General features: G+C 38.3%; 24 protein-coding genes, 1 tRNA gene, 1 pseudogene and 1 riboswitch. Of the genes and pseudogenes, 2 read left to right on the plus strand and 24 right to left on the minus strand.

Going from position 1 to position 25,557, the window contains the following annotated elements; all coding sequences use genetic code 11:
* Position 1: 1 nt before the first annotated feature.
* The 10 genes and pseudogenes from cobA to MHB58_RS13800 form a co-directional block, all read right to left on the minus strand.
* Positions 2 to 781: a uroporphyrinogen-III C-methyltransferase gene (cobA, locus tag MHB58_RS13755; RefSeq protein WP_340735433.1), complete on the minus strand. Its 780-nt coding sequence runs from the start codon at positions 779 to 781 to the stop codon at positions 2 to 4.
* Between the two features lie 207 nt (positions 782 to 988).
* A complete protein-coding gene (locus tag MHB58_RS13760; RefSeq protein ID WP_340735434.1) occupies positions 989 to 1,807 on the minus strand; it encodes an ABC transporter permease in 819 nt (272 codons plus the stop codon).
* 34 nt (positions 1,808 to 1,841) lie between these two features.
* Complete coding sequence (locus tag MHB58_RS13765) at positions 1,842 to 2,621, minus strand: ABC transporter ATP-binding protein (protein WP_008405062.1); 780 nt, start codon at positions 2,619 to 2,621, stop codon at positions 1,842 to 1,844.
* A gap of 17 nt (positions 2,622 to 2,638) precedes the next feature.
* Positions 2,639 to 3,646 carry an ABC transporter substrate-binding protein gene (locus MHB58_RS13770; RefSeq protein WP_340735435.1) on the minus strand — a complete coding sequence of 336 codons (1,008 nt, stop codon included), beginning with the start codon at positions 3,644 to 3,646 and terminating at the stop codon, positions 2,639 to 2,641.
* A gap of 62 nt (positions 3,647 to 3,708) precedes the next feature.
* Positions 3,709 to 5,157, minus strand: coding sequence for an aryl-sulfate sulfotransferase (locus MHB58_RS13775; protein WP_014823187.1), 1,449 nt, complete (start codon positions 5,155 to 5,157; stop codon positions 3,709 to 3,711).
* A gap of 477 nt (positions 5,158 to 5,634) precedes the next feature.
* Complete coding sequence (locus MHB58_RS13780) at positions 5,635 to 6,459, minus strand: methyl-accepting chemotaxis protein (protein ID WP_014823186.1); 825 nt, start codon at positions 6,457 to 6,459, stop codon at positions 5,635 to 5,637.
* Between the two features lie 202 nt (positions 6,460 to 6,661).
* The gene (locus MHB58_RS13785) at positions 6,662 to 7,849 is read right to left on the minus strand and encodes a PqqD family protein (RefSeq protein ID WP_340735436.1); all 1,188 of its coding nucleotides are present in this window, start codon (positions 7,847 to 7,849) and stop codon (positions 6,662 to 6,664) included.
* Positions 7,850 to 7,965: 116 nt separating this feature from the next.
* Positions 7,966 to 9,153 carry an HD-GYP domain-containing protein gene (locus MHB58_RS13790; RefSeq protein ID WP_014823184.1) on the minus strand — a complete coding sequence of 396 codons (1,188 nt, stop codon included), beginning with the start codon at positions 9,151 to 9,153 and terminating at the stop codon, positions 7,966 to 7,968.
* 308 nt (positions 9,154 to 9,461) lie between these two features.
* A complete protein-coding gene (locus MHB58_RS13795) occupies positions 9,462 to 10,913 on the minus strand; it encodes an aldehyde dehydrogenase family protein (RefSeq protein WP_340735437.1) in 1,452 nt (483 codons plus the stop codon).
* A 332-nt stretch (positions 10,914 to 11,245) separates the two neighbouring features.
* Positions 11,246 to 12,129 (minus strand): annotated as a pseudogene (locus MHB58_RS13800) (aldo/keto reductase).
* Positions 12,130 to 12,350: 221 nt separating this feature from the next.
* Between MHB58_RS13800 and MHB58_RS13805 the strand changes: the two are divergent.
* The gene (locus MHB58_RS13805; protein WP_340735438.1) at positions 12,351 to 12,851 is read left to right on the plus strand and encodes a nucleoside-diphosphate sugar epimerase; all 501 of its coding nucleotides are present in this window, start codon (positions 12,351 to 12,353) and stop codon (positions 12,849 to 12,851) included.
* An 85-nt stretch (positions 12,852 to 12,936) separates the two neighbouring features.
* Here the strand turns inward: MHB58_RS13805 and MHB58_RS13810 are convergent.
* From MHB58_RS13810 to MHB58_RS13860, 11 genes are all read right to left on the minus strand, one after another.
* Positions 12,937 to 13,010, minus strand: a tRNA-Arg gene (locus MHB58_RS13810).
* Positions 13,011 to 13,183: 173 nt separating this feature from the next.
* Complete coding sequence (locus MHB58_RS13815) at positions 13,184 to 13,684, minus strand: YfcE family phosphodiesterase (protein WP_008405046.1); 501 nt, start codon at positions 13,682 to 13,684, stop codon at positions 13,184 to 13,186.
* A 115-nt stretch (positions 13,685 to 13,799) separates the two neighbouring features.
* On the minus strand, positions 13,800 to 14,393 hold the full coding sequence (locus MHB58_RS13820) for an XTP/dITP diphosphatase (RefSeq protein WP_340735439.1): 594 nt from the start codon (positions 14,391 to 14,393) through the stop codon (positions 13,800 to 13,802).
* Positions 14,393 to 15,145: a ribonuclease PH gene (gene rph / locus MHB58_RS13825; protein WP_087615823.1), complete on the minus strand. Its 753-nt coding sequence runs from the start codon at positions 15,143 to 15,145 to the stop codon at positions 14,393 to 14,395. The genes MHB58_RS13820 and rph overlap by 1 nt, the downstream gene beginning before the upstream one ends.
* 124 nt (positions 15,146 to 15,269) lie before the next feature.
* Positions 15,270 to 16,070 (minus strand): glutamate racemase, encoded by an 801-nt coding sequence (racE, locus tag MHB58_RS13830; protein ID WP_014823166.1) that lies wholly within the window; start codon positions 16,068 to 16,070, stop codon positions 15,270 to 15,272.
* 16 nt (positions 16,071 to 16,086) lie between these two features.
* A complete protein-coding gene (locus MHB58_RS13835; protein ID WP_008405042.1) occupies positions 16,087 to 16,530 on the minus strand; it encodes a MarR family winged helix-turn-helix transcriptional regulator in 444 nt (147 codons plus the stop codon).
* 73 nt (positions 16,531 to 16,603) lie between these two features.
* Positions 16,604 to 16,825, minus strand: coding sequence for a helix-turn-helix domain-containing protein (locus MHB58_RS13840; RefSeq protein ID WP_008405041.1), 222 nt, complete (start codon positions 16,823 to 16,825; stop codon positions 16,604 to 16,606).
* 69 nt (positions 16,826 to 16,894) lie between these two features.
* The gene (locus MHB58_RS13845; protein WP_008405040.1) at positions 16,895 to 17,338 is read right to left on the minus strand and encodes an acyl-CoA thioesterase; all 444 of its coding nucleotides are present in this window, start codon (positions 17,336 to 17,338) and stop codon (positions 16,895 to 16,897) included.
* A 140-nt stretch (positions 17,339 to 17,478) separates the two neighbouring features.
* Positions 17,479 to 18,255, minus strand: a complete 777-nt coding sequence (sdhB, locus tag MHB58_RS13850) for a succinate dehydrogenase iron-sulfur subunit (protein ID WP_008405039.1) — start codon at positions 18,253 to 18,255, stop codon at positions 17,479 to 17,481.
* A gap of 16 nt (positions 18,256 to 18,271) precedes the next feature.
* The gene (gene sdhA, locus MHB58_RS13855; RefSeq protein WP_008405037.1) at positions 18,272 to 20,017 is read right to left on the minus strand and encodes a succinate dehydrogenase flavoprotein subunit; all 1,746 of its coding nucleotides are present in this window, start codon (positions 20,015 to 20,017) and stop codon (positions 18,272 to 18,274) included.
* Between the two features lie 95 nt (positions 20,018 to 20,112).
* Positions 20,113 to 20,727: a succinate dehydrogenase cytochrome b558 subunit gene (locus tag MHB58_RS13860; protein ID WP_065215545.1), complete on the minus strand. Its 615-nt coding sequence runs from the start codon at positions 20,725 to 20,727 to the stop codon at positions 20,113 to 20,115.
* A gap of 271 nt (positions 20,728 to 20,998) precedes the next feature.
* Between MHB58_RS13860 and MHB58_RS13865 the strand changes: the two genes are divergently transcribed.
* A complete protein-coding gene (locus tag MHB58_RS13865; RefSeq protein ID WP_340735440.1) occupies positions 20,999 to 21,415 on the plus strand; it encodes a YslB family protein in 417 nt (138 codons plus the stop codon).
* Positions 21,416 to 21,513: 98 nt separating this feature from the next.
* Here the strand turns inward: MHB58_RS13865 and MHB58_RS13870 are convergent, their stop codons facing one another.
* The 3 genes from MHB58_RS13870 to trxA form a co-directional block, all read right to left on the minus strand.
* A complete protein-coding gene (locus MHB58_RS13870; RefSeq protein WP_340735441.1) occupies positions 21,514 to 22,746 on the minus strand; it encodes an aspartate kinase in 1,233 nt (410 codons plus the stop codon).
* A 90-nt stretch (positions 22,747 to 22,836) separates the two neighbouring features.
* Positions 22,837 to 23,015: riboswitch (Lysine riboswitch) on the minus strand.
* 32 nt (positions 23,016 to 23,047) lie between these two features.
* Positions 23,048 to 24,838, minus strand: coding sequence for an excinuclease ABC subunit UvrC (gene uvrC, locus MHB58_RS13875; RefSeq protein WP_340735442.1), 1,791 nt, complete (start codon positions 24,836 to 24,838; stop codon positions 23,048 to 23,050).
* 134 nt (positions 24,839 to 24,972) lie between these two features.
* Positions 24,973 to 25,287, minus strand: a complete 315-nt coding sequence (trxA, locus tag MHB58_RS13880; RefSeq protein ID WP_008405032.1) for a thioredoxin — start codon at positions 25,285 to 25,287, stop codon at positions 24,973 to 24,975.
* Positions 25,288 to 25,557 lie beyond the last annotated feature (270 nt).

The raw sequence follows: 25,557 nt of genomic DNA on the forward strand, positions 1-25,557 counted from the left end.
TTTACACAATTTTTTCCTTTATTCTTTTATCCTGTTGTACTGTTTGCTCATACCATGCTATTTTTTCACGTAATGCCACGACCTGACCCACGATAATCATGCTCGGATTTTTTATATCGTTTACTTTAGCAATCTCAACAATCGTTCCTAATGTCCCTGTAATCGTCTGCTGTTGTGCATAAGTCCCCATATGTACTAATGCGACGGGTGTAGAAGCATCACGTTCAAATGTTAAAAGTTGCCGGCAAATATATGGTAAATTGCCTATCCCCATGTATATGGCTAGCGTATCTATGCCTTTTGCCAAACTCTCCCATTGAATGGAATCGTCCTTTCCTTCACGCATATGTCCTGTGACAATCGCAAAACTGGAGCCTAAATCGCGATGAGTAACCGGTATCCCTGCATAGGCTGGTGCTGCAATGCCTGATGTAATTCCCGGCACGATTTCAAAAGGAATGCCATTTTCCGCTAATACTTCCGCTTCTTCAGCACCACGTCCAAAAACGAATGGATCGCCGCCTTTTAATCGGGTTACCGTTTTACCTTGTAAAGCATGATGAACTAAAGAAAGGTTAATATTTTCCTGAATCATCGCATGACGGTTCGGCAATTTCCCGCAGAATATCAACTGTGCGCCGCGCTTTGCATATGATAGCAGCTCATTGTTAATTAACCGGTCATATAAAATTACGTCTGCTTCTTGTATACAGCGTAAGCCTTTTACTGTGATTAAATCGACATCACCAGGCCCTGCCCCAACAATATATACTTTCCCCATTAATTTACTCCCCTTTACAAAAACAAAAGTCCAATATTTGTATAATAAACCATATGATACATGGAAATTTTCTACAAATCAATAAAACCAAGTAAAAAAATATGAATAATTAGTTTAATAGTGCAAATTTATTATTATTTCATTACGTTAAACAGAAATAGCCTTTCATAAAAATAAGCTAAACATATTTGTTTAGCTTATTTTTTGTTACACAACTTTATAACGACCAAGCAGCTTGCGTCCGGCATATGCGAAAATACGGTCCATAATAAAGCCCATTAATCCAAGAACGACAAGACCCACAAAAATCCAGTCTGTTTTAAAATATAGTCGAGCATTCCAGATCATAAAACCGATTCCTTCATTTGCCGCAACCATTTCCGCCCCGACAATCGCCATGAACGACGATCCCATCGCAAGCTTCGCACCTGTAAATATGTACGGTATTGTGGCCGGAATTACAACGTAAATAAGCGTTTGAAACTTTGAAGCCCCCATACTTTTAGCAGATAATAATTTATCATTTGAAATAGATAGGACCCCTGTTAATGTATTAATGGTGATGACAAAAAATGTTGCATAGACAATTAAAAATACTTTTGACTGTTCGCCAATCCCAAACCACAGCATAAATAAAGTAATGAAAGCAAGTGGCGGGATGAAGCGCACAAAGTTAATGACCGGTTCAAACAGTGCCCGCACAAACTTGTTCGTTCCAATAAGAAGGCCAAATGGTACAGCAATTAACAACCCGAGTGTCCATCCAGCCAGCACCCGTAAAAAACTGTAGCCCATATATAGAAACAATGTCCCATCACTGGCAATTTCAATCGCCCCAATCAATGTTAAATAGGGGCTTGGCAAAAACATCGGTTCGGAAAACATCGATGCAATTTGCCATATAAGTAGAATAAATAACCAGCCAATCATACCGGACTGTAAAATCAATTTACCGATTATGCTTTTTTTCTTTACCTTTACGACAGGCGCCACTTGCTGTCCTTTTTTCAGTTCAATTGTCGTCATAACCTGCCTCCTATTATTCTAAACAAAGCTTTTATTAAATCGAAAAGTCCTCAAAATGTGTCTGAACTTGCTTATAATGATTGTTAAAATCAATACTTGTTATATCACGAGGATAAGGCAGCTTTACGTCATAAGCCGTCTCGATCCGCGAATTCGGACCGACAGACATTATGCCAATCTTCTGACCTAAAAGAATCGCTTCCTGAATGTCATGTGTCACAAAGATAACGGTTTTATTTGTTTCTTTCCAAATTCGTATGAGCTCATTTTGCATCGTTCGTCGTGTCATTGCATCAAGTGCCCCAAACGGTTCATCCATTAATAAGATTTCCGGCTCATTTGCCAAAACACGGGCAAGCTGAACGCGCTGCTTCATCCCGCCTGACAAATTATCTGGAAACTTTTTTGCATGGCCAAGTAAACCCGTTAGCTTTATGAAAGTATTGGCTATCTTTTTTCGCTTTTCTGGAGGCACCTTCTTCATTTTTAAGCCAAATGAAATATTCTCCTCAACAGTTAACCAAGGGAACAATGCTGAATCCGCTGACTGAAAAACGAAACCGCGTCCATCTCGGTTTTCTTCACGAGAAGTCACAATGTGCAATTCGCCAACTGACAAATCCAAAAATCCCGCAATAATATTCAGCAGTGTTGATTTACCGCAGCCACTTGGACCGAGAAGTACATAAAACTCGCCCTTTTTAATCGATAAATCTACATTTTTTAATACATATGTCGGATTTTCAATATCTGTTTGAAATGTTTTGGCACCATTCTTAATTACAATTGCTTCTTCTGTTATCGTGTTCAGCATTGCCTTTTCCCCCTTAGTTAGTAAGTTACCTTGTCTTTCAATACTTGCTTCGCCGGATCTAGATACAGCTTTTCATCCAAATTAAAATCTTCATCCAAAATACCGCGCTCCAGCAAATACGCTTTCATCTTTGATAAATGTGTATAGTCTTCTTTCGTAAAACCGAGCGTATAGTTCACTCGTTTTAAATCAAGCAGTATGTCTTCTTTTGTGATTTTCAGCTCTTTGTAGCCGATGTCCGCAGTACCTTCCGGGTTCCCCTTTACATATTCAATTCCTTGTTCAATGCCTTCAAGGAACTTCCCGATTTCTTCTGAATTTGCTTCTGCAAATTTTCGGTCCACAATTAAATAGCTCGATACACTTAAATCAGGTACAGAACTCAATCGGTCGATTTCATGCACACCATCAATATTTTTGAATTTCTCTATTAAGGCACCCGTTCCAATAACGACATCGATATCCCCTTTTTTCATTCCGACTATTGCTTCATCAGGAGTACTGTACGGTATATATTTAATTTCGTCCTCGCTAATACTGTAGTGCTCCAAGTATTTAGCCCATTGGTATTCAGAAACAGTTCCTTTTGCAACACCAATTTTTTTCCCTTTAATATCCGCCGGTACCTCTATTCCCTTCACTGCTAGAATTTCAGACAGACTGACAGAGTTGAAATGCTCATCGCTCCCTGTCAGTGATGAAACGACGACGAAATCACCTTTACCTAGCGAGTTCAGTAATGCATAATCTGCCGCCAAACCTGTATCTGCCTGCTTTGTCAAAACAGCGTTCACAGTATCGATTCCGTAGGCAAAATTGGAAAGCTCTACATTCAATTCTCGATCCGCAAAATAATTGTTTGCAGCAGCTGTCCGGATTTGGAACGACCCCCCTGCTGCTGTATCGATTGCTGCCCGAATTGTTTTGCCATCAGCATTGGCTGAATTTGCATCATTCCCGCACGCCGCCAATATAAGCGCTGTTACTAATAAGAGCAGTAGATGTATCGTACTTTTTAGTTTCATATTTTCACTCTTTCCACTAACTAACTATTTTTATTTTTATACTAGGAATTATGTTCAAAAATTCAAGTTGTAATTTTCTTCGCCACTGTCTCATCATAACGAGCAACGCAAAGCGCACCTTCACCATAAGAAAAAGCTTCTTTAATTTCAGCAACCGAATGTGCACCGCCTTCTGCCGCATTTGGCACACGGAAATCTTTTACATCAATTGGCTTGATCTCTACTTCAACCGGTGTTTCCAATTGTGGTACCCAGTTGTACGGCACACGGTATGCGCGATAGACCATATTTGACCCTCGTTCATTTTTATAGGCAGAAATATATTCCCAAACAATTTCGTGGTCTGCCGTTACTTCAAAAATTCGGCCATTCGAACCTTCTGTAATAAGCGTATTGCCATTTTCCAAACGCTGTGCCGAACTAATATAAGGACTGTAGAATTTATAGGAATCTGTTGGTACTGAATACTTCGCTTCATGCCCAGTATATTGCCATACAATTTCAAGTGTAATCGGATCGATTTCCAAAATGCGGGAATGGTCGCGGATTGCCACTTTATTGCCATCAACCGAGTTTGGATTCGGTGCGCCGTATCCTCCCCAGCCTCCGTTGTCAAATACTAAAACATTCCCCTCTCCTGGCAAACCTTTTGGAATGATATGTGCATGATGTTGTCCGATAATCCATCCTAAATGTTTCGTCTCCGGTGTGTCATAATCCGGTCCAAGTTGCCATACGATTTTCCCTGTCTCTTTGCTTGTAATTGCGATAATATTTGCCTCACGCGCATCCCATATAATATTGTCCGGATGGAAACGCTCATCACCATTATCATAATGGCGATTCGGACCAACTAATGAAATGGAATTAATGTGAAGCCAGTCGCCTGAATGATTACCGAAGAAACGTCGATTCGGTTCTTCATAAATCGCCTTTTTTGCTTCCTCACTAAAATTAAGCTCATCGAAATGCTCATGTGCGTTCCATTCCCATACGATATTGCCTTCCCAATCGACCTCAATAAATGCATCATCCAATAATGGGTGTTTGGAAATTTTTTCGTTCGCTACATCACGGTGAACTAAAATCAATGTATTTCCACCTGTTGTTTGCGGCTCCTGACCTGGTGCCGGATAACCTACAGGGCTGCCAGTACGCTGGTAGTCGTGGTGTGCTCGTGCATACCATCTTGCTTCCTTGCCCGGATCTTCAATATATTGATGTTTGTCAAATTTCCATACAACATTACCTTCAAAATCAATTTGTACTAAATCGCCCTCATCCTGGAAACCATACTGCGGATCACGATTAAACGTGTGCCCAAGTACAAAACCACCTGGAAATACTTTGTTCGGGAAGCCTCGTAGCCCTTTCCATAAATGAACTTCTTTCCCGTTCATATCAATCAGTAATGCCCCTTCATTTGCTGCCTGAAAAATTGTATAACCGCTTGCCGCCTTTTCAGGATTGTAAACTGTTGCCCCTGTCGGATGAATTGTTGGATTTCCCATATATATCGCTCCCTTTTCATTATTTATTTAAGTTAACCGTTTATTTGACATTCAAGTGCTATTCAAACATTGTTGATACCCTCTTTTGTTTAGTTTCCTCCTTCCAAGACAACCGCTTTTAACAAAAGATAAAATGAAAAGGCACTAAAAATACAGCCTCCTCCAATATGTTTGGTGAGAGGAATGTATTTTTAGCGCCTTTAGTTGTCTAATCAGCACTTTATTAAATTTTTCTTTAAAGGAGCAGTTTATTTATCCAATACCTAGTAAACTACTTAACTTTAAATGTATTAACAGTATCGTACCGATTTAATTCTTATTCGTCAAGTAGGTTTTTAAAATAATTTAAAATTTCAGATATTTACAGCATTTATCGGGGAAGACCGCTAGATAAAACGGCATGATAAAGATGATTCACGTTTTAAATAAAACTAAAAAGACATTCTCCCATTCTGAATGTCTTTTTTTATCGTAATATTATTTAATAACCCCTTCAAATTCTTCAATAGTCTTACTAAACTTTGATTGAGTTTCTGAGACGGTTCTTTGTAGATCATCTGTTATTTTACTGACTTTTAAAGCTTCACTTGTAATATTTTCTATGTTCGTATTCACATTTTTAATGGCATGATCAACATTGCTGGCCAATTTCCGAACTTCATCTGCCACAACTTTAAAACCTCGTCCCTGCTCTCCTACACGGGCTGCTTCGATTGCAGCATTTAAGGCAAGTACATTCGTTTGCATTGAAATATTACGGATAATTTTAGTCGTATCAGTAATCAAATCAATTTGTTGCTCCAATGATTTAATTGCTTGTATTTTTTCCATTGAATTTTCAACAACAAGATTTACTAACTCTGTTGGCATTTCCTTTAATTGAGAAGTAATTTTTATTGTGCTATTTTCCCGCTCTGTAATATTAGTTGCAATTTTAAGTACAGCATCTACTTGCCCTTCGTCATCCATAATTGGAATATAGGTAGCCTCCAACCAAAGTAGATTCCCCGTTTTCCCAACCCTTTGGATTTTGCCCTGATACTTTTCCCCTTTACCAAGACAATCCCATAATTCTTCATAGGCGCTACTGTTTCTGAAATCAAGTGTACAAAACTCTTTATGTACCATCTTTTTCATTTCACCTACTGTATATCCTAATGTTTTAGCGAAATTTTCATTTACCCAAATAACCTCTTTGTTTAGGTTAAATTCTATCATGGCCAAATTTGATTCAAGTGCAGTCAATACAGATGTTTCATTTAAAATTTGTGTCGTGCTATTGTTAGGCGGAAAAGTTTTCATCTTGTAGAAGCTCCCTTATGAAGAATATTTTAGTTCAATTATAATAGGAAATTACTCCTACAGTAAAATATTTAACTCCCATTAAATTAATTTTATTTATCTTAGATTAGGTTGAATGTCATATGTTTGGAAAATAACTTATTTTATAAAATAAAAAAATGCCCTGCAGAGCATACCTGCAAGGCATTTTATAATATATAAGCTAACTGTTCTCATGCCTTTGTTTATTTGCAACATACATCAGCAGAACAAGCATGAGCATTGTCATGATCAAAAATGCAATGGCATCCCAAAACGCGGCACGATCGCCTGTTCCGAGAAGATTTAAATAAATAGTAGTATAAGTGTAATAAAGCTGCGGTACAAAATACAACACGGCCAAAATTAATGTTAAAACAATTCCAACTATGTAAAACACACTATACAGACGGATCAAGTTCCATTCTCCCTGGAACATCTCTTTATTAATTTCCACATCTTTTCGTCGTTTCTTAAATCTGGAGTTCAAATAGATTTTGCCGTTTTCCATCAAATTATAACAGCCTGTTATATTTTCCACAACATAATAAACATCGGTTTTCATATAGAAACAGCATTGATAGATAAATTTAATGAAAATATCCAAAACGATGATCCCGAGAATTCCTATAATGCCCGCATCCGGAAAAAGAAGCATTGCACCAAGTGAAAGGAAAAGAATTACTTGCTCAAAGGACAGTCCGGCAAGGTACAGTATATTTCTCTTTTTTGGATCGAGCTTCCAAGCTTGAGTGAGGTCTGTTTCAAAAACAATAAATATCAGCCGATTTCCAATACTCAATTTAGCCGGCAAGTCATGTGATCGAATGGCAAGGATATGTCCAAATTCATGTATTAAAATTAATAATAAAGATATAAATAAATAGCTTATAATATTTAGCATCATAGAATCAAAGAGAAATATATCTTTGTAATGGGGGAAAAGATTCGGATTCAGTATGAGCATGACGATGTTCGCTACGAGCAAAAGCAAGTAGATCTTGTTCATCACTCCATTAAAAAATAGGCGCCCCACCGAATGCGGAATCCATAGGAAACCACCCGAACCTGATGTGGATTTAGACTGCTCTTTCTTAACGAGCATACCATCCACTTCTTGAACAAGTCCTAACTCCAATAGTTGCTCCACAAAATCTATAATATCCACTTCTTCATCTGGATATGAAGTTTTTAATGCATGTTCAATTGAAACAAGTTCCTCACCTTGTTCCAAACGTTTGATGGCATCCACACCTATCTCAGGCAATTCGAAAAAATCACCTGAAATCGGCTCTTCTACAATATAATGTTTTTTATCTTCTCGAATGGTTAACGGATATAACGTTATTTCGGATTGCAAGGATACCTTCAATATATAGCCTCCTTATAATTTAAAATAGGATGCTATAATTATAGCATCCTAAGTATGTACCTACTTATTTTGGAATAAGGAAACACCAAAAGCAAGTTACTTTGATTTTATTAAGTTTACGAATTTTCACTCTTCTTCCCCCCTCTCAAGTCTACACCTTTACAATAAGTTTTAGAAATTTGCACCCAATCAGGATAAATCTGTTTAAATAATTCTACCAGTTGTGGATCGAATTGGCTTCCTTGACCATCGAGAATTCGTTGATATGCTACTTCAAACTGAAGTGCAGGACGATAAGACCTAGAGGATGTCATTGCATCAAAAGCATCGGCTACCGCAGTAACTCTCGCTAAAAATGGGATATTTTCCCCTGATAGTCCATTTGGATAACCTTTTCCATCCCATCTTTCATGGTGATGATAAATTACTCCTATATTATCTGCAATTCCTTCAACATCTCTGATAGCTTCTGCTCCAACCACAGGGTGCGTCTTAATTATATCAAATTCTTCGTCCGTCAACATGCCAGGCTTTGTCAAAATGGAGTCTGGAATACTAACTTTTCCAATATCGTGTAATAGGCAGGCATAATAAAAATAATTTAACTCAGATGGTTTAAATTTCCCTGTAGCTTCTGCCATTTTCATTGCATAAGCAGCAACCCGTTCACTATGGCCACGCGTATATGGATCCTTCAATTCCAATGTAGCAATGACACCTTTAACAATGCCTTCCAATTGTTCATCATATGAGTTCTTCAAAGCTTTTATATAATTTAATATCCGATGTAGCAGTATAAAAGCAATAAATGAACACACTATCATTATGATTATGGGAAACATAACTATCGGATCCTGTATAACTATTCCTACTATAATATATTTTACAATCAAACCAATTGATACATAATATGTAAATCTCTTAGTTACAAATATAGGAGAGAATAAGATAAATATAACTTCCACTAGATTACCACTAGTGTACGCTAGGGAACTATCTTTGTAATACATAATATCTGAAAATAAATTAGTAAGAAAATAACCAAGAAATATTATATACTTTACAAATTCTGTTTTATTTTTTTTAATTAAATATATAGATAAAGGAATTAAACCAAGTATAAGCCCATATTTTATATACATAAAATTGTACCATATCAAACTTTTATTATTCGCGTCATGCCACGGAAATGCTGGAAAAAAATCATAGTATAATATGTCATATACAAAAAATACAATATAGAATAACCATAAAAATAGGATGGTAGAACGCTTTTCTTCTTGTAACAATGATGTTTTCTTCATTTTGTACCTCACAATTAAATTACCAATTAATAGATCTTCTGTTTCATATCCAATTATAACACGATAATGGAAATTAGTTCTATATGTCTATGATTTATATTTCTCATTTATTTATTAATTTGCTCTATTCTCTATTCTTTATTTTCTATTTAGTTTATACGTAATTACTTATTTATGAACATTCAAAATCGTTCTTAAAATAAAGAAGTCCTAATCATAATTGTGATTAGGACAAATTCTCGCGATAAAATATATTTTATTAATTGCTCTTTTATTTGTGTCTTTATGAGAATCTCATTTTCCAGCTATTAAAACGGATACTCTCGTGGGTCTGTCTGTACAGAAATCCATTTTGTTGTTGTAAATTCATGGATTGCCCATTCGCCGCCATATCGGCCTAACCCTGAAGCTTTCTCTCCACCAAAGGCTATGATCGGTTCATCATTGACTCCCTGGTCATTAACGTGAATCATTCCTGTTATAATCTGTTTCGCTACTTCAACGCCATGTTCTGTTGTACCGGCATGAACAGCACCGCTCAGTCCATAGTCACTGTTATTCGCAACACGGATCGCTTCCTCTTCACTATCTACAACAATAACACCTACAGCAGGTCCAAAAATTTCTTCCTGTGCTATCGGCATATCATTTGTTACATTCGTCAAAATAGTCGGAGCCAGCACATTGCCTTTCACTTCCCCTTTAAGGGCGTATTCTGCTCCTTGCTCGATGCTTTGATCAATTAACTTTTGAATCCGTTCAATTTGTTTATGATTAATAAGCGGACCTACTACAACATCATCATTTTTTGGATCCCCGTATTTGATCTTGGATGCTCTATCCACAAATGCTTTTAGAAACGATTCGTATACCGGGCGTTCAACAACAATCCGATTCAGCGACATACAAATTTGTCCGCTGTTTAAAAATTTACCGAAGGCAGCAGAAGCAGCTGCTCTTTGAACATCAGCATCTTTCAAAACTAGCATGACATTGTTCCCGCCAAGTTCCAGAGCGACACGTTTCAGGTTTCTTCCACAAAGCTCCCCAATATGTCGCCCTACCTGTGTAGAACCGGTAAAAGAAATAATTTGAGGAATCGGATGTTCAACAAATGCATCTTTAATTTCTGATGAGCTGCAAACCGTAATATTTAGTAATCCTTTAGGGATACCAGCCTCTTCAAAAATTTCACCTAGAATGAGTCCGCCTGATATCATCGTTTGCAAATCAGGTTTAAGCACAGCCCCATTGCCTGTTGCCAAAGCAGGAGCAAGGGAACGCATCGTTAAATGAAACGGGAAATTAAATGGACTAATGATCCCCACTACCCCAGCAGGATTATGATATACCCGGTTCTCTTTCCCAGGAATAATGGATGGCATTATTTGTCCATGCATCCGGAGAGGAAATGTAGCAGACTCTTTCATAATACCAATGGCGCCACTAATTTCAATGTTCGCTTTTGTATGGGAAGCCCCATTCTCCTCCACTAAAATCTGCACGATTTCTTCTCTACGTCGTTCTACAATTTGTGCAGCTTTTTCTATGATTGCTTGTCTTTGATAGGCATTGACCTGCGCCCATTCTTCTTGTGCGTCTTTGGCAGCCTTATATGCCTCATCTATGTCCTTTTCATTTGCCAACCGGATTTCTGCAATCGTTTCCTCATTATATGGATTCTGATCAACGTAAACTCTTTCGCTGTTTCCTTCTCTCCATTCGCCACCAATAAACTGTTTGTTCCATTTTTTATTCATAGGTACCTTCCTTTCCAATTAACGCAGTTTGCTCAAGATGCCATGCTTCTTATTTGAATGCATGTCCATGTCACTTTAATTACCCTTGATTCGCCATTTTATTACCACAAATATCTGTTTCTTTTATTTATCCTATAACATAAGCATTTTCCCACGTTAGTATAAGTGAAAATCTTCACAATATACGTGTGTTATGGATACATTTTGAAATCCTTCTCCACATAATGTATAAATTATATTCAAAAAAGCCAAGAAAGCATGTCTTCACAGCGTTTCTTGGCTTCTTGCCCCTTGATTTCCAAAATAATGTTTACACTTTTGCTAAGGTTCCGTTAACTATGGGCCGAACGGTTTTTACTTTCCATCAACTTAATGTATTCATCAAAATATACCTTTTCTGCATTTGAAGCTCTATCTAATGAATTCATAGCGCGATGCCACAATGGATAAATAGGTTCAAGTGCAGTTAAATCATTAATTTGGGTAATACCCTCTTTTGTTAACTTTAAACTATATGATGCAATGTTTTCATGTAACTGTTCTTTAGTTCTTGCAGACAAAACAATTGAATCTACACACCCAGTGGAGACCTAATACTATTAGCCATGCCTAATTCTTTACCTGCAGGCAAAATTTCAAACTCTGCTTCACGTGATTCCGGAGTGTAATAGATTTGCTGTGCAATTGGCGGTATCATATTATTTTCTACTGCCCATGTATGTGTCTTCGCAAGCGCCCAGCCACTGTAATCCGATACCCCCCAATGCCGTATTTTCCCTTTCTTAATTAAGTCATTCATCTCTTGGACAGTTTCGCTAACTGGTACTTGACCATCCCAACAATGTACATAATATAGATCGATATAATCAGTACCAAGTCTTTTTAATAGCGCATCTATGGATGAATCAACGTTGATTAAATCACCCGTATCGGTTGGTTTATCTATTAGCTGAAATCCTGTTTTACTGCTGATGATCATATCATAACGTTTATCTCTTATCGCTTTGCCAAAAATAACTTCTGCATCACCTTTCGCATACATATTCGCTGTATCAAAATGGTTGATGCCTTGATCCAGTGCGTAATCCACCATATAATTTGCGGTTGCCTGATCCATAGCCCCCACACCTTCAAGGCCATTTGTACTGAACATTACAGTGCCCAAAGCATATTTAGAAACATTCAAACTTGAATTGCCAAATAAAGTATTATCCATCATGATCCCTCCTATTCATTGTGTTTTCCCACGTTCCCTATTAAATAAAACATTCTACGGTTAGAACATTGCTAAGTTCCTGTTGCGAAGGTTGAAGTAAAAAAATAGTTGATAGTTTAAAATTACGGGTAAGAAATATAGGAGAGTTGTTGCAAATGGGAGCGATGAGCGATTGAGCTTCCCCTTTGCTTTCAAAGCCAACGATGGAAGGAGTGTTTTAGTTGAGTAAAAAGAAAGAAATCAAAAAATTAAAAGATCATGCATTTGCAGATCTTTGTTTAATCGAAAAAGAATTTCAGCAAATTGTAAAAAATACTTCGAATAAATCGGGTACTTTTAAATGGCTGGAGCTATTAAGCGATTATGAATTGGAGGAATTTTACGGTCGGCGCAGAGACCGTAAATACGCTACGCTCACAGTTGAGTTATATTCATTAATTGAACAACTGTTAAAAGAAATTTATAAAGTTATTTTCAAACGTAAATATAGAAATAAATCGGATAACAATATAATTCTTGATCTAGAGGAACAGTTGGGTGATAACTTAATTTTTAAGAATAATACTAAATTATTGGCGAATCTCAGAAGTTGTATTGTTCATGAAGAATTCTCTTTAAAGGCTGCAAGAAAGAAAATAAACATTAAAAAGAAAAATAGAATATTATTTAAACAATTGATGAAAGATGTTGATTTGTATATAGAAAATATAAAGCTGAAATAAAATTGGACTTTCTTACGTAAACAACTACATTAAGGAAATAAAAAACCGCCAAACTTGTTTAATTCAAGTTTGACGGTTTTATGTACGTCCCAGGAGGGATTCGAACCCCCGACCGACGCCTTAGAAGGGCGTTGCTCTATCCAGCTGAGCTACTGAGACATGTTTTTCATCACCAATTGGTAATTAAGACATTTTTTATTATATGGTAGATTTCTTTTAAAGTCAACAACCTAATTCAAAAAAATTATTATTTAACTAAAATAATTTTCAGTTCTCTACATTCTTCATTAAAAAAGTGAAGTCCGCTTTAAATCAAGACTTCACTTTGATAATTAACGCTCATAAAATAATTCATCAATCAAATTATTATTATCATCATAACATTGTAATGTAAAATGCGTTGGAGTTGTTGTAAGGGTGACAAATGATTTTTCTTTTATCCGTCGAGGTTTCAGTAAGCTACCCGGATTAATAAATAAAATGTCATCGATATATTCCGCGCCAAGTATATGTGAATGACCAAAACATACGATTTGTGCGCCGACTTCCTTTGCGCGGTAAATCAGTTTCATCGGAGAGTTTTTCACATCGTATAAATGCCCATGTGTCACATACACACGATCTCCATTTACCTGAAACAGCATCTCCTCCAAATAGTTCTGGTCATGATCACAATTCCCTTTCACACACTCTATCCCTTGCATAAGAGGATGTGCATACGGCAATTCACTATCGCCACAATGGATCACTTTATACGCATCTGGATGGTAGCCCTTTACACGTTCAATGATTTCCTCGTCACCATGTGTATCACTCATAATCAATAGCTTCATTCGTATCCACATCCTTTACATTTCTATTCTTAGTGTGACAGCATTGAAATAAAAATTCAATCGTTATTAAACAAATTTTTACAATTTCCAACAATTGCCTGAATTGCCTGAATTGTTATATCAGAAATTCCGCTAACTGCAACGCCAGTTTACGAATGGCATTGCCTCGGTGTGAAATGGCACCTTTTTCTTCGGCAGACAGCTCAGCCATATGCTTTTCCAATGCAGGTACATAAAAAATCGGGTCATAACCGAATCCGTTTGTTCCCTTCTTTCCATGCGCTATCATACCTTCACATGTGCCAAATACCGTTTTCGTTTCCATATTTGGACCTGCAATCGCCAATGCACAGCAGAAACGGGCTGTACGCTGGTCTTCCGGAACGTCCTTCATGTTTTCCAGCACTTTCACCATATTTGCTTCATCGTCATGATCACCGGCATATCGTGCTGAAAACACTCCAGGCTCACCATTTAATGCATCGATCGCTAAACCGCTGTCATCAGCAATTACGATTTGACCGAGCATCTTCGCTAATGTTTCCGCTTTTAAAATTGCGTTTTCTTCAAAAGTCGTACCTGTCTCTTCAATTTCCACATCTGGAGCAACCTCAAACATTGTGACAACTTCATAGCCGAATGGTCCGAATAGTGCTTCAAAGTCTTTCGCTTTTCCTTTGTTCTTTGTTGCGATTACTACTTGTTTCATTATGCTTCCACCTTTCCAATCAAGTTCGCGATGTCACCTAGTGCTGTTTTCTGCATCTCGATTAGCTGCGCAATCCCGGCTTCTCCTAAATCGAGTAATTCATTAAGTTCTGAGCGGCTGAATGTCGCTTCTTCGCCTGTTCCTTGTAACTCCACAAATTCGCCGGCACCTGTCATAATAACGTTCATATCGACTTGTGCAGCTGAGTCTTCTACATAGTTTAAATCCAAAACTGCGCCAATATTTTCTAGTTTTCCGACACTTGTTGCAGCTAAATAATCTGTTACTGGAAATTTCACGAATGGCTTGTCAATGCCTAATTTCGCAATTGCCTGTGTCATCGCTACAAATGCACCTGTAATCGATGCCGTACGCGTTCCACCATCTGCCTGAATCACGTCACAGTCAATCCATACCGTTTTTTCACCAAGAGCTTCTAAATCAACGACAGCACGTAATGCACGGCCGATTAAGCGTTGAATTTCCATCGTGCGGCCACTTACCTTCCCTGCAGAGCTTTCACGACGTGTGCGTTGCTCTGTAGCGCGTGGTAGCATGGAATATTCAGCCGTAATCCAACCTTTACCTTGTCCACGTAAAAAACCAGGTACTTTTTCTTCAATCGTTGCATTACAAATCACCTTTGTATTTCCAACGGTTATTAATACCGAGCCTTCCGGATGCATTAAATAATTATTATCAATTTGAACTGGACGTAATTCATTCACAGCTCGTAAGTCATGTCTAGTCATTCGTGACCTCCTCAATTTGTTCGCGCACTTATCTTATCATAATTTAAGGAGTGTCTAAAGCAGAAAAGCAAGACATAGAAGGAAAAAGCTCAAATTAGACAAAATGCCTAATCTGAGCTAATAACTATTTTTCGAATGTAATTTTACGTATATCCAATTCACCTTTTTCCAGCCAACGTTCTGCTATGGAACGGAAAATCGGCACGGAACCAGATGCATGCAGAATATGCTTCGGCGGTTCTTCATCTGTTCGTAATTGTCCTGTATAGCTTAAAATCGCTTCGACATCTTTTGCCGTTTCTTCGGCAGATGACAGGACATGAACTTGTGAGCCTACTGCTGCCTCAATTTGCTTTTGTAAAATAGGATAATGTGTACAGCCTAAAATGACTGTATCAAATCGCTCATCTTCAAGCGGCTTTAACCCTTTCGCAACGAGATCATACGAAAATTGGCCTTCGTATTCGCCACTTTCAACGAGTGGCACAAATGTAGGACAGGCAAGTGGAATTATTTTCGCTTTTGTCGACAATGATTTCACCGCTTCTTCATATGCGCCACTTTTGATCGTGCCTTCTGTCGCTAATACGACAACTTCATTGCGCTTTGTCTTTTTTATGGCCGCTCGTGCCCCTGCATTAATAACTCCTAAAACCGGAAATGGCATATGTTTTTGCAGACTTTCCAATGCAACGGCAGTCGCAGTATTACATGCAATGACAAGCATTTTCACATTCATCTTTTCGAGCGCTTTTGCCATCTCCCATGTAAAATTGCGGACTTCTTGCTTTGTGCGTGGCCCGTAAGGACATCGCGCCGTATCACCTATATAATATATTGTTTCATTTGGCAAAAGCTCCATAATCGCTTTTGCCACTGTTAATCCGCCAACTCCGGAATCGATAACACCAATTGGGGCATTCACTTGTACCGCCTCTATCCTATTTCATTAATAAATGTAGTTTTTGTAATGTTCTTGATAATTGTTCAAACTCTTCTGCGTTAAATTCCTGTGTAATATCCCGCAAATAATTTTGACGCTTAAAAATTACTTCTTCGATAATTCTTTCGCCTTCAGGTAAAAGATGAATCCGTACAACACGTCGATCATTTTCGTCACGTACACGCTGTACCAATTCATTTTTCTCCATCCGGTCCACTAAATCTGTTGTTGTCGAAAATGCTAAATACATTTTCGTCGACAAGTCACCGATCGTCATATCACCTGATTCATGCAACCATTGCAATGCAATAAATTGCGGAGGCGTAATCGTATAATTGCTTAAAATTTCTCGACCTTTTTGTTTGATTAAGTGTGAAATATATCTCAGTTCTTTTTCCAGGATTGCTACAGATTCAGAGCTATGTGTGCTGTGATCTTTCATCTACTCCATTCACTCCTCGATGCGTTTCATAGTTCTATTTTGAAGTTTTTTTTATAAAATAGCAAGCATCGAATCAGTATATTGACAATTCCTGAAGTCTCAAAAGCTCAAGAATCGCTTGCGTACGACTTGATACACCCAGCTTTTGAATCGTATTGGAAATATGATTACGAACGGTTTTTTCACTAATGCCTAGCTTCGTTGATATTTCCCGTGTTGAATAGTCCTTTATTAATAGCTCAAAAATCTCGCGTTCTCTTTTTGTTAACAGCGAACGATGCTGCGGACGATTCATTTTGCAACACCCTCCTATCCTCTTCTTTGTACATTATGTCGAAAATACAAAGCGGGTGAGGGCATTTAACTATTTCCCAAGCAATAATTTTTTTTGCTCTTCCAGTAGAGGGACACCTTTCCCCGTGTCACTGCTCAATTGTACAAGCGTTCCGCGCCCCGTATAGCATACTTCATCTTTTTCATTTTTCACCAAATAATGCAAATCAATTGAAGATGTGCCGATTGATGCCGTTTTAACAAAAATTGTAAGTTCTTCATCAAAGAACACTTCTTTCAAATAATCGCACTGAATGTCTGCCACAACGAGCATATTTCCTGTTTCCGATCCAGCAGTAAAATTAAATCCTAATGCTTTAAAATATTCGATACGTGCATACTCGAAATAGGCAAATACTTTTGTATTGTTTACATGCCCGTACATATCTGTTTCTGAAAATCGTACCTTTACCTTTGTAGAAAATGAAAACCCTGCCATCCACTCTGCTGCATCCTGAATATATGTAGCTCGCATAAAAAATTCCCCCTTTGTTTGATTAGCTCATCATCCCCTGATAATGAATACCCATTCATTATAGCATAATTTGTCTGAAGCAAAAAGCAATCAAAACAAAAAGACCCTCACCGAAGTGAGGGTCAATTATATTCATTCGATTAGTCAACCATGTGGTCAGAACCGAAGAAGTTTTTGAACATTTGAACTGTTGTTTCACGGTTAAGTGCAGCAATAGATGTTGTTAAAGGAATACCTTTTGGACAAGCAGCTACACAGTTTTGAGAGTTACCACAGTTTGCAAGACCACCGTCGCCCATGATTGCATTTAAACGCTCGTCTTTATTCATTGCACCAGTTGGGTGTGTGTTGAATAAACGTACTTGTGATAAAGCAAATGGACCGATGAATGATGCTGATTCAGACACGTTTGGACATGCTTCCATACATACACCACAAGTCATACATTTTGATAATTCATAAGCCCATTGACGTTTGCGCTCTGGCATACGAGGACCTTCGCCTAAATCATAAGTACCATCGATTGGTACCCATGCTTTAACTTTCTTAAGTGCGTTAAACATGCGCTCACGGTCTACTTGTAAGTCACGGATAACCGGGAAAGTTTTCATTGGCTCTAAACGAATTGGTTGAGTTAACTTGTCTACTAATGCTGAACAAGATTGTTGCGGACGTCCATTGATTACCATTGAACATGCACCACAAACTTCTTCCAGACAGTTCATATCCCATGATACTGGAGTCGTTTTTTGACCATCAGCAGTAACAGGATATTTTTGAATATGCATTAGAGCAGAGATAACGTTCATACCAGGACGGTAAGGAACTTCGAACTTTTCAACGCGTGTAGCACCATTCTCATTGTCTTGACGAACGATTTCTAACTTAACTGTTCTACCAGTATTTACTGTTTCCACTGTTTAGTTCCCCCTTCTACGCTGAGTAGTCGCGTTTACGTGGTGGAATTAACGAAACGTCTACTTCGGCATAAGTAATAATTGGTTCGCCCGTTGCCGGATCGAACTTCGCCATAGTTGTTTTTAAGAAGTTTTCATCATCACGTTCTGGGAATTCAGGCTTGAAGTGAGCCCCACGAGATTCGTTACGTAATAATGCACCCTTAGTCATAACTTTAGCTAAATATAGCATGTTCTTTAACTGACGAGTGAAGTGAGCACCTTGATTCGACCATTTTTGTGTGTCGTTAATGTTGATGTTTTCCCAACGCTCTTGAAGCTCAGTTAATTTCGCATAAGTTTCTTCTAATTTTGCGTTTACACGTACAACAGTCATGTTGTCAGTCATCCACTCACCAAGCTCTTTGTGTAGCAAGTAAGCGTTTTCTGTACCATCCATATTAAGGATAGCTTCCCATTTCTCTGTTTCTTCCTGTACGCGACGCGTGTAGATTTCTTCAGGTAAATCTTCTGCATGCTTTTTAAGTCCTTTAATGTACTTAACAGCATTTGGACCAGCAACCATACCACCGTAAATCGCTGATAATAATGAGTTCGCACCTAAACGGTTTGCACCGTGTTGTGAGTAGTCACATTCACCTGCAGCGAATAAACCAGGGATTTCAGTCATTTGGTCATAGTCAACCCATAATCCACCCATTGAATAGTGTACCGCTGGGAAGATTTTCATCGGTAATTTACGTGGGTCATCACCTACGAACTTCTCGTAGATTTCGATAATACCACCTAATTTAATATCTAATTCATGAGGATCTTTATGGGATAAGTCTAAGTATACCATGTTTTCGCCATTAATACCCAACTTTTGATTTACGCACACGTCAAAAATCTCACGTGTTGCGATATCACGTGGTACTAAGTTACCGTAAGCAGGATATTTCTCTTCTAAGAAGTACCAAGGCTTACCGTCTTTATACGTCCAGATACGTCCACCTTCACCACGAGCAGATTCAGACATTAGACGGTTTTTGTCGTCTCCAGGAATCGCTGTCGGGTGAATTTGAATCATTTCACCGTTTGAATATGTTGCACCTTGTTGGTAAACAATCGATGCTGCAGAACCAGTGTTGATTACTGAGTTTGTTGTTTTACCGAAGATAATACCAGGACCACCTGTTGCCATAATTACAGCATCAGAACGGAATGAGCGAATTTCTTCAGAACGTAAATCTTGTGCTACGATACCGCGGCAAACGCCTTCGTCATCAAGCACCGCACCAAGGAATTCCCAGTGCTCATACTTCGTAACTAAACCAGCTACTTCGTGTGCACGAACTTGCTCGTCTAGGGCATATAATAATTGTTGACCAGTTGTCGCACCAGAGAATGCTGTACGGTGCATTAACGTACCGCCGAAACGACGGAAGTCAAGTAAACCTTCTGGAGTACGGTTGAACATTACACCCATACGGTCCATTAAGTGGATAATACCAGGTGCTGCATCACACATACCTTTAACTGGTGGTTGGTTCGCTAAGAAGTCGCCACCATAAACTGTATCATCAAGGTGGATCCATGGAGAATCCCCTTCACCTTTTGTATTAACTGCTCCGTTAATTCCGCCTTGTGCACATACAGAGTGTGAACGTTTAACTGGAACCAACGAGAATAATTCAACTTCAGTACCAACTTCAGCTGCTTTAATCGTAGCCATTAAGCCAGCAAGACCGCCACCAACGACGATAACTTTACTTTTTGCCATGATTATTTCTCACTCCTCATTAATTGCTAAAAACTTTTACTCATATTTCATTCCATCTAGGATCTTAACTATGTAGTAGTGAATAAGTTAAGTGATTAGACGAATGCTAAGATAGCTGCAACACCAACGATTGCTAATACTACGAAAATTAACAACGTAACATAAGTTGCGATTCGTTGAGATTTGTTAGATTGCGTAATACCCCAGCTTACTAAGAAAGACCATAAACCGTTTGCTAAGTGGAATGCTGCTGAAACGATACCTAAGATGTAGAATACTAACATTAATGGATTGTCAACGATTTCAACCATCATATTAAATTCAACTTCAGTACCGAATGCTTTTTGGATACGTGTTTGGAAAATATGCCACGCAATGAAGATTACAAGGAAAATACCTGTGAAACGTTGCAGTGCAAACATCCAGTTACGGAATGTGCTGAAGCGTCCAGTATTGTAAGTTGCAGTAAATGCAATATACACTCCATAGAATCCGTGGAACATTAATGGAATATAGATAATGATCCATTCCATCGCTAACAACAACGAATGTGGAAGTAATTCCATAACACCTGTTGCGTTATTGTAAGTTTCTTCACCGCCAACTGCAGTGAAGTTCAGAAATAAGTGGAACACCAAGAACAACCCGACAGGAACTACACCTAATAACGAGTGTAAGCGGCGCCATAAAAATTCACGATCTTTCGACAAAACTGTTACCCCCCTTAGTACTTGAAATACACATGCACAACGTCTCAAATTTGTAAAAGTTGTGATGTTGACTGCGCATTTCATCATGGTACAATATTATGACATGTCCATTGTACTCTCAACAGATACTAGCGTCAAGGCAACGCGGGATATTTTATAATCATTTTAAAGACGGTTTTACGCTGTTTTGAGAACCGTTTTTTCTGCTTATAACTCATTTTTTCATGAAAGAATGAAAATTATAAGAAAATTTATGAAAGAGGTTTTTTATATGGAAGGGTACAAAATGAAAACGATTCCAACTTTTGGGTACGAAATCATTCGTGACCATCTTCTTCCTTCTATTCTAGGTAAGCATGAAGAAGATGTTTTATATTGGGCAGGTAAAGAAATTGCAAGAAAGTTTCCATTGTTTTCAATGGATGAACTGCCTTCATTTTTTTTGGAAGCTGGCTGGGGCCAGTTAGTTTTGGAAAAAGAAACGAAGGACGAACTTCATTACATACTTTTGACGACAGAAGAACTGCCACTCAATATTGTACAACGTTGCTTCCGTCTTGAAGCTGGCTTTTTAGCAGAACAAAAACAAAAGCAGCTAGGCTATTTGACGGAATGCTATGAAGAAAAAGATAATGACAAACATGTCGTAAAATTTACGTTGAAATGGGATTTAAAAGAGAAGATTTAGCCTTCACCTTATCATAATCAATATTATTGCTGAAGCAGCAAATTTACTCAATAAAAAAGCTGGAAATAAGCCATTACAGCTCATTTCCAGCTATTACCTTAAGAAACGGTTACTTCTTTCATCGCCAAATTGAATTCCTCATGCAACACATTCGCAGCACGAACCATCTCATCCTGTGGGATAACTACAGACACTTTAATTTCTGAAGTACTGACCATTTTTACAGGAATATGTTCGCGACCCAAGCGTGCAAACATGCGTGCGGCTACTCCCGGATTGGATGCCATCGCAGAACCGATAATAGATACTTTCGCTAAACCTACTTCAAAATCCGCAAAACTAAAGCCAAGCGACAGTTTACTAGTTTCCAATACCCGTAAAGCTTCCGCAAACTCATCTTTCGAAATTGTAAAGGAAATGGTCGGCTTCACGCCATCAATGACTGCTTGAACAATAATATCCACATTGATATCATTTTCTGCTAAAACACTAAACACTTCTGCCAATGACGCGGTTTCATAAGAATCATAGCCTATCGTCAAACGAATTATATCCGATTCGTAGGCTACCCCGCGTACAAGTAAGTTTTTCTCCATGTCTACATCCCCTTTAATAAAAGTGCCTTCCACGTCCTGTACGAAAGAGCGTACAATGAGCGGTATATTATATTTTTTGGCAAGTTCAACCGCACGTGGGTGCAAAATTTTAGCTCCTAAATTTGCAAATTCCAACATCTCATCATAAGAAACTTCCGGAAGTTTCCTGGATTCTTTAACAATTTCTGGGTCTGCCGTGAAAATCCCTTCAACCGATGAAAAAATCTCGACACGCTCTGCTTCAAGAGCAACCGCCAATGCAACCGCTGAAGTTTCAGAACCCCCTTTGCCGAATGTTGAAATATTATCTGTCCCCGTAACTCCTTGAAAACCAGCTACTACGACGATTTCTCCTAATGCTAAATGTTCCTCAATCCGTTTACTATCAACATGACTGATCCGTGCATTGCCATGTTTTTGATTTGTTTGAATGCCTGTTTGCCAACCAGCAAGCGACACCGCTTTACCACCATGCTCCTGAATTGCCATCGCCAGCATTGCACTTGTCATTTGTGTTGCTGATGCGACAAGTGCATCCATTTCCCGTTTCGATGGCTCATCGGTAATTTCGGCAGCATATTGTCGGAATTCTCGTCGTAAAGCGGGCATTGAAGAAACGACAACGACTAAGTTTATGCCACGTCCTTGCTCTTTTATCACTTTTTTAGCCACCTGTACTATTTTTTCCGGTGTAGTCAATGCCGGACCACCAAACTTTACTACAACTGTCTCCATTTTTTCCCCTCCTTGAATAAAACCGAATACAAAAAAAGGCTTTCCATGTTCATGGAAAGCCGCCGTCAATACAAATAAATAGTTATAAGTTTTCAGGATAGCCCTCCAGAACAAAAAGCTCTGACAGTTTTACATCTCTTAAATGCAAAACCAGCAAACTACGCGAACAATACGCACTTCACTTCGGCAGGACCCCCTTTCGATTGCTGTCAATGGAATTGTTCTTCCTCAAGCAATGTACTATTGAATACTGCGCCTCTATCTTAGTAAATATTGAATTGTCTTAAATATTAGCATAACACTATTCTTTATTCAATGGTGCTTCATGAAAATGGCGATAAATAACTTCCGCCAATTTTGCCGGAACACCGGACTCCTGCAGTTGCAGCTCGCTTGCCTCGCGAATTTTTTTTACGGACCCAAAATGTTTCATAAGTTGCTGCTTTCGCTTCGGACCTACACCTTCAATTCCATCAAGAACCGAAGTAATCGCATTTGTCTGATGCTGCTGACGTAAAAATGTGATTGCAAATCTGTGCACCTCATCTTGAATGCGCTGCAATAAATAAAAACCGTCACTTGTACGCTTTAACGGAACAACTTCCGCCGGCGTTCCAAATAAAAGCTGGGACGTATTGTGCTTTTCGTCTTTTGCCAGCCCCGCTATTGGAATGACTAACCCAAGTTCGTCTTCAATTACTTCTCGTGCAACTTCCATTTGCCCTTTTCCTCCGTCTATGAGAATCAGATCAGGCAATGGCAGATTTTCCCGCAATACACGTGTATAGCGGCGTCGAATAACTTCCTGCATCGCACCATAGTCATCATGTTTAGCCGCTTCTCTAGTTTTATATTTCCGGTATTCCTTTTTCGCAGGCTTCCCGTCTATAAAAACAACCATTGCTGAAACAGGATCAGCTCCATGCATATGACTGTTATCAAATGCTTCAATTCTTAACGGCAATGGAATTTGCATCGCTTCGGCAAGTGCTTCACAAGCCCCCACTGTCCGTTCCTCTTGACGTTCAATTAACTGGAACTTCTCGTGAATGGCGATTTCTGCATTTTTCATCGCTAGATCAACAAGCTCTTTTTTTGAACCGCGCTTCGGTGTCACTACTTTAACATCCAACAGCTTTTGTAAAATCGTTACGTCAATCGATTTCGGAACAAAGATTTCTTTTGGTAATAAATGATGCGGCTGTTCGTAAAAACGGCCGACAAATGTTAAAAATTCCTCTTCCGGCTCATTATAAATCGGGAAAATCGATACATCGCGCTCAATGAGTTTGCCTTGACGCACAAAAAATACCTGGACACACATCCAGCCTTTTTCCACTGCATAGCCAAATACATCTCGGTTGCTCAAATCATCTGTTACAATTTTTTGCTTTTCCATAATTTGATCGATATGGGCGATCAAATCACGAAATTCCTTCGCACGTTCAAACTCAAGATTTTCGGCAGCATCGATCATTTTTTGCTGAAGATCTTGCTTTATTTCTTCGACTCCTCCGTTTAAAAACTTTGAAATCTCATCGATCATTACGTCATACACTTGTTTTTCAATGTCCTTTACACACGGTGCCAAACATTGCCCTAAATGATAGTACAAGCATACTTGATTAGGCAGATGTGTACATTTACGAAGCGGATACAAACGGTCCAGTAATTTTCGCGTTTCGTTTGCTGCATAGGCATTCGGATACGGTCCGAAATATTTTGCTTTATCCTTCTTCACTTTTCTTGTCGTAATAATACGCGGGTATCGTTCGTTCGTAATTTTTATATAGGGATACGTTTTATCATCCGTTAATTTCACATTATATTTCGGGTCATGCAGCTTAATTAGATTCAGTTCCAGAATAAGGGCTTCCAAATCGCTTGAAGTCACAATATACTCGAAGTCTTCAATCTCACTTACTAGTCTCGCTGTTTTGCCGTCATGGCTTCCCGTAAAGTAAGAACGCACTCGATTTTTCAATACTTTGGCCTTACCGACGTATATAATTGTGCCTTGACGGTCTTTCATAATATAGCAACCTGATTCGTTCGGTAATATTTCTAGTTTTGCTTTAATGATTGCATTCATCTTCTCACCTGTTTAATATGTCCTTTCTTTATTTTAACTGATTGGAGTATTAGAAAAAAGCCGTACACCTTATACGGCATACGGCTTTTTGACATATCAATTGCGCCTTGGCGTTTGAATAGCCAATGGTTTAATTATTTGTTGTCGTTAATGAAATCGATTAACGCTTCTTTTGGCATGAAGCCAGCAGTTTTTGCTTTTAATTCACCATCTACGAATAATAATAATGATGGGATTGACATGATTTGGTAATCAGCAGCAGTACCTTGGTTGTTATCTACGTCCACTTTTACGATTTTAACATCGTTACCGATTTCTGTATCTAATTCTTCAAGAACTGGAGCGATCATTTTACATGGTCCGCACCAAGTAGCCCAAAAGTCTACTAAAACTGTGCCGTTTGAAATTTCTTGTGGAAATGTTTGATCTGTCGCGTGTACAATTGCCATATTAAATAGCCTCCTTAAATAACATATGGTTGTAGTATAGCATGTTTTCCCAATTAAACAGTAGTAAAATGCTTGGGAATATAAAGGCACCGGATTTTAACTGTTGTTTTCTGATGCTTAATAAATTTTTATTAGCATTTTTTATTAGTTATTTGAAGACATATACCCTTAGATTGAACATGTTAATTCTTTATTTGAAACTCTGGTTCCGATATTTAAAAAAACCTGCATTTTATTAGAAAACATACTACACATAAGATCTTTTAACTT

The organism is Solibacillus sp. FSL K6-1554, assembly GCF_038005185.1.
In the GTDB taxonomy this organism is placed as follows: Bacteria; Bacillota; Bacilli; order Bacillales_A; family Planococcaceae; genus Solibacillus; species Solibacillus silvestris.

What these genes read in the sequence shown, in the direction of transcription:
- uvrC (WP_340735442.1), bottom strand. Translation starts at nt 24,838, where the DNA reads ATGAATGCAATCATTAAAGCAAAACTAGAAATATTACCGAACGAATCA.
- cobA (WP_340735433.1), bottom strand. Translation starts at nt 781, where the DNA reads ATGGGGAAAGTATATATTGTTGGGGCAGGGCCTGGTGATGTCGATTTA.
- sdhA (WP_008405037.1), bottom strand. Translation starts at nt 20,017, where the DNA reads ATGGCAAAAAGTAAAGTTATCGTCGTTGGTGGCGGTCTTGCTGGCTTA.
- MHB58_RS13770 (WP_340735435.1), bottom strand. Translation starts at nt 3,646, where the DNA reads ATGAAACTAAAAAGTACGATACATCTACTGCTCTTATTAGTAACAGCG.
- MHB58_RS13780 (WP_014823186.1), bottom strand. Translation starts at nt 6,459, where the DNA reads ATGAAAACTTTTCCGCCTAACAATAGCACGACACAAATTTTAAATGAA.
- MHB58_RS13765 (WP_008405062.1), bottom strand. Translation starts at nt 2,621, where the DNA reads ATGCTGAACACGATAACAGAAGAAGCAATTGTAATTAAGAATGGTGCC.
- MHB58_RS13835 (WP_008405042.1), bottom strand. Translation starts at nt 16,530, where the DNA reads ATGAAAGATCACAGCACACATAGCTCTGAATCTGTAGCAATCCTGGAA.
- MHB58_RS13870 (WP_340735441.1), bottom strand. Translation starts at nt 22,746, where the DNA reads ATGGAGACAGTTGTAGTAAAGTTTGGTGGTCCGGCATTGACTACACCG.
- trxA (WP_008405032.1), bottom strand. Translation starts at nt 25,287, where the DNA reads ATGGCAATTGTACACGCGACAGATCAAACATTTCCACAAGAAATTTCA.
- MHB58_RS13815 (WP_008405046.1), bottom strand. Translation starts at nt 13,684, where the DNA reads ATGAAGCTATTGATTATGAGTGATACACATGGTGACGAGGAAATCATT.
- MHB58_RS13840 (WP_008405041.1), bottom strand. Translation starts at nt 16,825, where the DNA reads ATGAATCGTCCGCAGCATCGTTCGCTGTTAACAAAAAGAGAACGCGAG.
- MHB58_RS13845 (WP_008405040.1), bottom strand. Translation starts at nt 17,338, where the DNA reads ATGCGAGCTACATATATTCAGGATGCAGCAGAGTGGATGGCAGGGTTT.
- MHB58_RS13775 (WP_014823187.1), bottom strand. Translation starts at nt 5,157, where the DNA reads ATGGGAAATCCAACAATTCATCCGACAGGGGCAACAGTTTACAATCCT.
- MHB58_RS13760 (WP_340735434.1), bottom strand. Translation starts at nt 1,807, where the DNA reads ATGACGACAATTGAACTGAAAAAAGGACAGCAAGTGGCGCCTGTCGTA.
- MHB58_RS13865 (WP_340735440.1), top strand. Translation starts at nt 20,999, where the DNA reads ATGGAAGGGTACAAAATGAAAACGATTCCAACTTTTGGGTACGAAATC.
- rph (WP_087615823.1), bottom strand. Translation starts at nt 15,145, where the DNA reads ATGACTAGACATGACTTACGAGCTGTGAATGAATTACGTCCAGTTCAA.
- MHB58_RS13820 (WP_340735439.1), bottom strand. Translation starts at nt 14,393, where the DNA reads ATGAAACAAGTAGTAATCGCAACAAAGAACAAAGGAAAAGCGAAAGAC.
- MHB58_RS13795 (WP_340735437.1), bottom strand. Translation starts at nt 10,913, where the DNA reads ATGAATAAAAAATGGAACAAACAGTTTATTGGTGGCGAATGGAGAGAA.
- MHB58_RS13790 (WP_014823184.1), bottom strand. Translation starts at nt 9,153, where the DNA reads ATGAAGAAAACATCATTGTTACAAGAAGAAAAGCGTTCTACCATCCTA.